The sequence below is a fragment of the Bacteroides sp. 224 genome (assembly GCF_010500995.1).
Classification (GTDB): Bacteria; Bacteroidota; Bacteroidia; order Bacteroidales; family Bacteroidaceae; genus Bacteroides.
This window is the reverse complement of record NZ_QVMK01000071.1, coordinates 1-4,242: the sequence shown is the minus strand read 5'-3', so window position 1 is coordinate 4,242 and position 4,242 is coordinate 1. Positions and strand designations below refer to the sequence as shown.

Here is a 4,242-nt window from a genome sequence, read left to right as displayed (position 1 = left end):
AATGCTTTCTTCTTTTGTTTTTTGTGTCCATCTCTTTCCCAGAGACGGACATTGATATTTCTCACTGAAGCCAAATCCTATTTTAATAGATATTTAGAATATATGAAATCAATTCTATTACTATTCTTTGCCAGCATCTTTAGCCTGTTCTCCTATAGTCAGGTTTTGGGTACTCGTTATGATGTTCCTCACAAGTATGGCACAGCTCTTCCCCGTTGGGGTTTTAAGAACAATACGTTGTTGGATGCTACTTTGAGTTTAAATGTAGGTGTTGAATACCGTATTTCCAAACGCTATAGTCTGGATGTAGATGTTAGTTATAATCCTTGGAACTTCAACGAGAAAAAGTTTAAACACCTTCTTGTTCAGCCCGAATTTCGTATCTGGCTTTGCGAACCTTTCTATGGTCACTTCTGGGGGTTCCATCCTACTTGGTCTTTCTTCAATATGAGTGGTTTGCGACTGGGTTCTCTGAAGGAACACCGTTACGAAGGTCAACTTTATGGTGGAGGCTTTAGCTACGGTTATCAGTGGTACCTTTCTCCCCGTTGGAATATAGAGGCTTCTATCGGTCTGGGTTATCTGTATATTGATTATGACCGTTACATTTTCGGTGAATGTGGCGACTTTGAGAAGACAAAGAATAAGCATTACATCGGTCCCACGCGTGCTACGGTTAGTTTCGTATATATCCTGAAATAATAAAGCCTCTCCCCGGTCCTCTCCCAAGGAGAGAGGGAGGGGGAATATATTAAAATTTTATTTTACAACATATAATTCAGTATTTCATGAAAACAATATATACTTTTATTAGTCAATCATTCTCTCATCTCCCTCTTTTGGGGAGAGGGCTGTGGCGAGGCTGTCTTTTCTTTCTTTTCTCCCTCTCCTTGGGAGAGGGTTGGGGAGAGGCTGTTGCACAGAATTATAAAGGCCTTGCTTTTGTGGAAGGTCGTGAGTTCCGTGAAGTCGGCGATAGTCTTTATATAAGTTTTGATATTCGTGTCGACTCAAAAGCTTCTCCCAATTGCGGATCGGTAATTTTCGAACCTCAGATTAGTGTAGATGGTGGCGGTCCTCAGCTTTCACTTCCTTATATTCAGTTAACGGGTCGTGCCCGTGCCAATCTGAACCATCGTTGGTTTACCATCACCAGTGATGAGTGGTTGTCTCACTATGAAGCTCCCCGTTTTCAAATTAATGCAGACAAATATACCAATGAAATGTTCACCTATTCCATCTGTGTTCCTTATGAAGAGTGGATGGATAACAGTCGCTTTTCTCTAAAACAAGAAATTATCGGTTGCCGTGGCGAAAGTCGTTTGTATGTGTACAGTTTGGCTAATCGTGTTGAACTATCTCCACGTATTCCTTATGAAGTGAATCCGTTAGTCTCAATGGTTGAACCCGAGGGTGAAGTCAAGACCCGTAACCGTCAGGGTAGTGCATTCCTCGATTTTCAGGTGGGACGTTCGGTAATTCTTCCTGAGTTCCGTAGAAACCCTGTAGAATTAACTAAGATCAACGATGCCATCTCCGGTATTGCCGACGATCCAGATATTCAGATCACTGGTATGACTATTGAAGGTTTCGCTTCTCCCGAAGGCAGCTATAAATCCAATGATAAGCTTTCTTACAATCGTGCTTTAGCTCTGAAAGAATATATCCGTGATCGTTACGCTTTTCCCGATGCTCTCTTTACGGTAAAGAATACTGCCGAAGACTGGAATGGATTAAAGACACTTGTAGAGGAAAGCAATTTGGAACCTAAAGCCGATCTTTTGGCTATCATCACAAATGACGAAGCTCCCGATGCTCGTGAACTCCGCCTGAAACGTGTAAACAAAGGTATTCCCTATAAAAAAATGTTGTTGGAACTTTACCCGGATCTGCGTCGCGTAGAATACCGTGTAGATTACTCTGTAAGAAACTATACCCTTACCGAAGCCAAAGAAGTAATCAAGCGTTCTCCCGAACACCTTTCTCAATTGGAAATGTACAAGGTAGCCGAGGATTATGGTAAAGAAAGTAAAGAGTATCGAGATATTATTATGGAACTGATTCCCCGCTACTACCCTAACGACCCTATAGCTAATAGTAATGCTGCTGCCTTATTAATCCGTAACAAAGAATACCAGAGTGCCCGCCGTTTATTGGAGCGTGCCGGCAATCTTCCCAGTGCTTGGAACAACCTGGGTGTAGTGAACTTAGCTCTTGAAGAGTATGAACAGGCAGAAGCATATTTGAAACAAGCCTCTTCGGCCGGTGTTCAGGAAGCTACTCATAACCAGGAAGAGTTGAATAAGAAACTCGAAGACACCGAGAAACAAGCCAAACGCAACAGACAATAATCAAACATAAATAGTTTTTGATAAACAGATTCTGAAAGATATAAAATGAATATTACACGAAAAATCACTCCGTTTTTGGGTCTTGTATTGTTGGGAGCCTTTCTTTACTCTTGTGGTACTTCCCGTCCGAAACGCCTGCTCACCGAGCGTCTTTTCTTAGAGACTTCGCGCGTTTCCATAGCCCATCCGGGTGGTGGCAAGGCAGGGGGTGCAGTCTTGAGCGAGCAGGTAAACTACACTCAGGTAGCCTTGCCGGAGAATGATGAACCTACCATTCAAAATACCGACGAACGTTTGGATACAAGTCGTGTTTATGTGCTTCCCGAGGTAAAAGTAACCTCTCGTACCCGTTTCACAAGCGTTCGTGAGGGTTATGTAGCTGTCGACTTTGTGATTCATGTTCCCAAGCAGTTTATCTCGGACGATTATCAGGTGAGCCTGATGCCCGAACTTCAACTTACCGACTCTTTGGTAGCTCTTGAAGAGGTGGTGCTTCGTGGAAAGAACTTCGTTAAGAAGCAAAAAGAAGATTATGCCCGTTATGAAGAGTATTTGGCTTCATTAGTTGACTCTTCTGCTTACAATACCACTTTTGTGGATCGGAAAACAGTAGATCGTGAATTGAAAGAACGCCGGAAAGCCGGTTTAAACGATTTTCAGAATCGTTTTAAGTATGCCGCTTCTTATGAGCAATGGCAGGCTGAAGAAGAAATGCGCAATAGCGAATACAATGCCAATCAGCGTTATTTGCATGAACAGGCTTTGACTAAAGCCCGCAAGCAATATGAGTTCGAATTGCGTCGTCGTCTGGGCTCCAATAAGGATACCGTTCGTTTGAATCGTACTTACGAAAAGATCAAAAAACGTTTGGAAGCCAAAGTTCCTGAAAAGCGCACAATCTCTTTGAACTCTGTGCCTGCTAAATTCCGCAGTGCTTATTTGCAAAGCCTTCGTCCCGAGGAAGTTCAGGCTTTATTGCCTCACGAACAAGATTCTATCCGATTGGCCTCCGAGAACCTTTTAGGAAGAGAAATTGCCTTGAATGAAGAGCGTGCCGCCCGTAAGAAAGAAATGTTCAAGCTGCTGGTTCCTTCTCCTTATAAAGAGAACACCCGCTATGATATAGTACTTCCCGAAGGAAACAACTTTACCTACCGTTATACCCAGGAGTACCCGGTAACAAGAAACCTTCGCAACCTGGCTGTTACGCTGAAAGGTCAGATCACAGCTACCGACCGTAGCGGTTTCCCCATTGCTCCATTAGATACACTAACATTCCTGATCTCTTCTTTGGACGAGTTGGCCGATGGCAAATTACTAGTCAATGCCGACTTTACCGAAGAGCAACGTAAGGACTACACTTTGGGTCTTCAGTTGTTGCGAGATCGGGAGTACAGCCGTGCATTGAATATCCTTAGTCCATATAAAGACTATAACACGGCCCTTACACTAACCTGTCTGGGTGATAATCAGAAGGCCTGGAAGATTCTAACTTCTTTACCTGCCAATGGTAATGTTTACTACCTGGCTGCCATCATTTGCTGTAGGATGAAAGACGAGGGTGGTGCTGTTCAGATGCTTCGTGATGCAGTGAAAGCCGATGGAGATAAACTATTCAGAATCAATCGTGATTCGGAGATTGCTAACCTGGTAGAGAAACGAGGGTTGAAACAGGAGTTGGAACAATTGACAATGAGCAATTGACAATGGACAATAATACAACACACAAACATATCTATTGATATATAACAAGAAATGAGAATTGAAAAAGGTTTGAAACCATTTATTTATTAACTAATTATTTTAAACAATGAAATTTAAATTTAAGTATGTAAGTATGCTTGTAATGGCTGCTATGATGGCAGGGTTTACAGCATGTAGCGACAAAGAT

The 4,242-nt window shown here is 42.5% G+C and carries 3 protein-coding genes; all 3 read left to right on the top strand.

Annotated features, from left to right (window positions below; genetic code table 11):
* The first annotated feature begins 102 nt into the window (after positions 1 to 102).
* The 3 genes from D0T60_RS18295 (at position 103) to D0T60_RS18285 (ending at position 4,055) form a co-directional block, all read left to right on the top strand.
* A complete protein-coding gene (locus D0T60_RS18295; protein ID WP_163219893.1) occupies positions 103 to 702 on the top strand; it encodes a DUF3575 domain-containing protein in 600 nt (199 codons plus the stop codon).
* Positions 703 to 788: 86 nt separating this feature from the next.
* The gene (locus D0T60_RS18290; RefSeq protein ID WP_163219891.1) at positions 789 to 2,351 is read left to right on the top strand and encodes a hypothetical protein; all 1,563 of its coding nucleotides are present in this window, start codon (positions 789 to 791) and stop codon (positions 2,349 to 2,351) included.
* Between the two features lie 45 nt (positions 2,352 to 2,396).
* Complete coding sequence (locus D0T60_RS18285) at positions 2,397 to 4,055, top strand: hypothetical protein (protein WP_163219889.1); 1,659 nt, start codon at positions 2,397 to 2,399, stop codon at positions 4,053 to 4,055.
* The last annotated feature ends 187 nt before the right edge of the window (positions 4,056 to 4,242 follow it).

What these genes read in the sequence shown, in the direction of transcription:
- D0T60_RS18295 (WP_163219893.1), top strand. Translation starts at nt 103, where the DNA reads ATGAAATCAATTCTATTACTATTCTTTGCCAGCATCTTTAGCCTGTTC.
- D0T60_RS18290 (WP_163219891.1), top strand. Translation starts at nt 789, where the DNA reads ATGAAAACAATATATACTTTTATTAGTCAATCATTCTCTCATCTCCCT.
- D0T60_RS18285 (WP_163219889.1), top strand. Translation starts at nt 2,397, where the DNA reads ATGAATATTACACGAAAAATCACTCCGTTTTTGGGTCTTGTATTGTTG.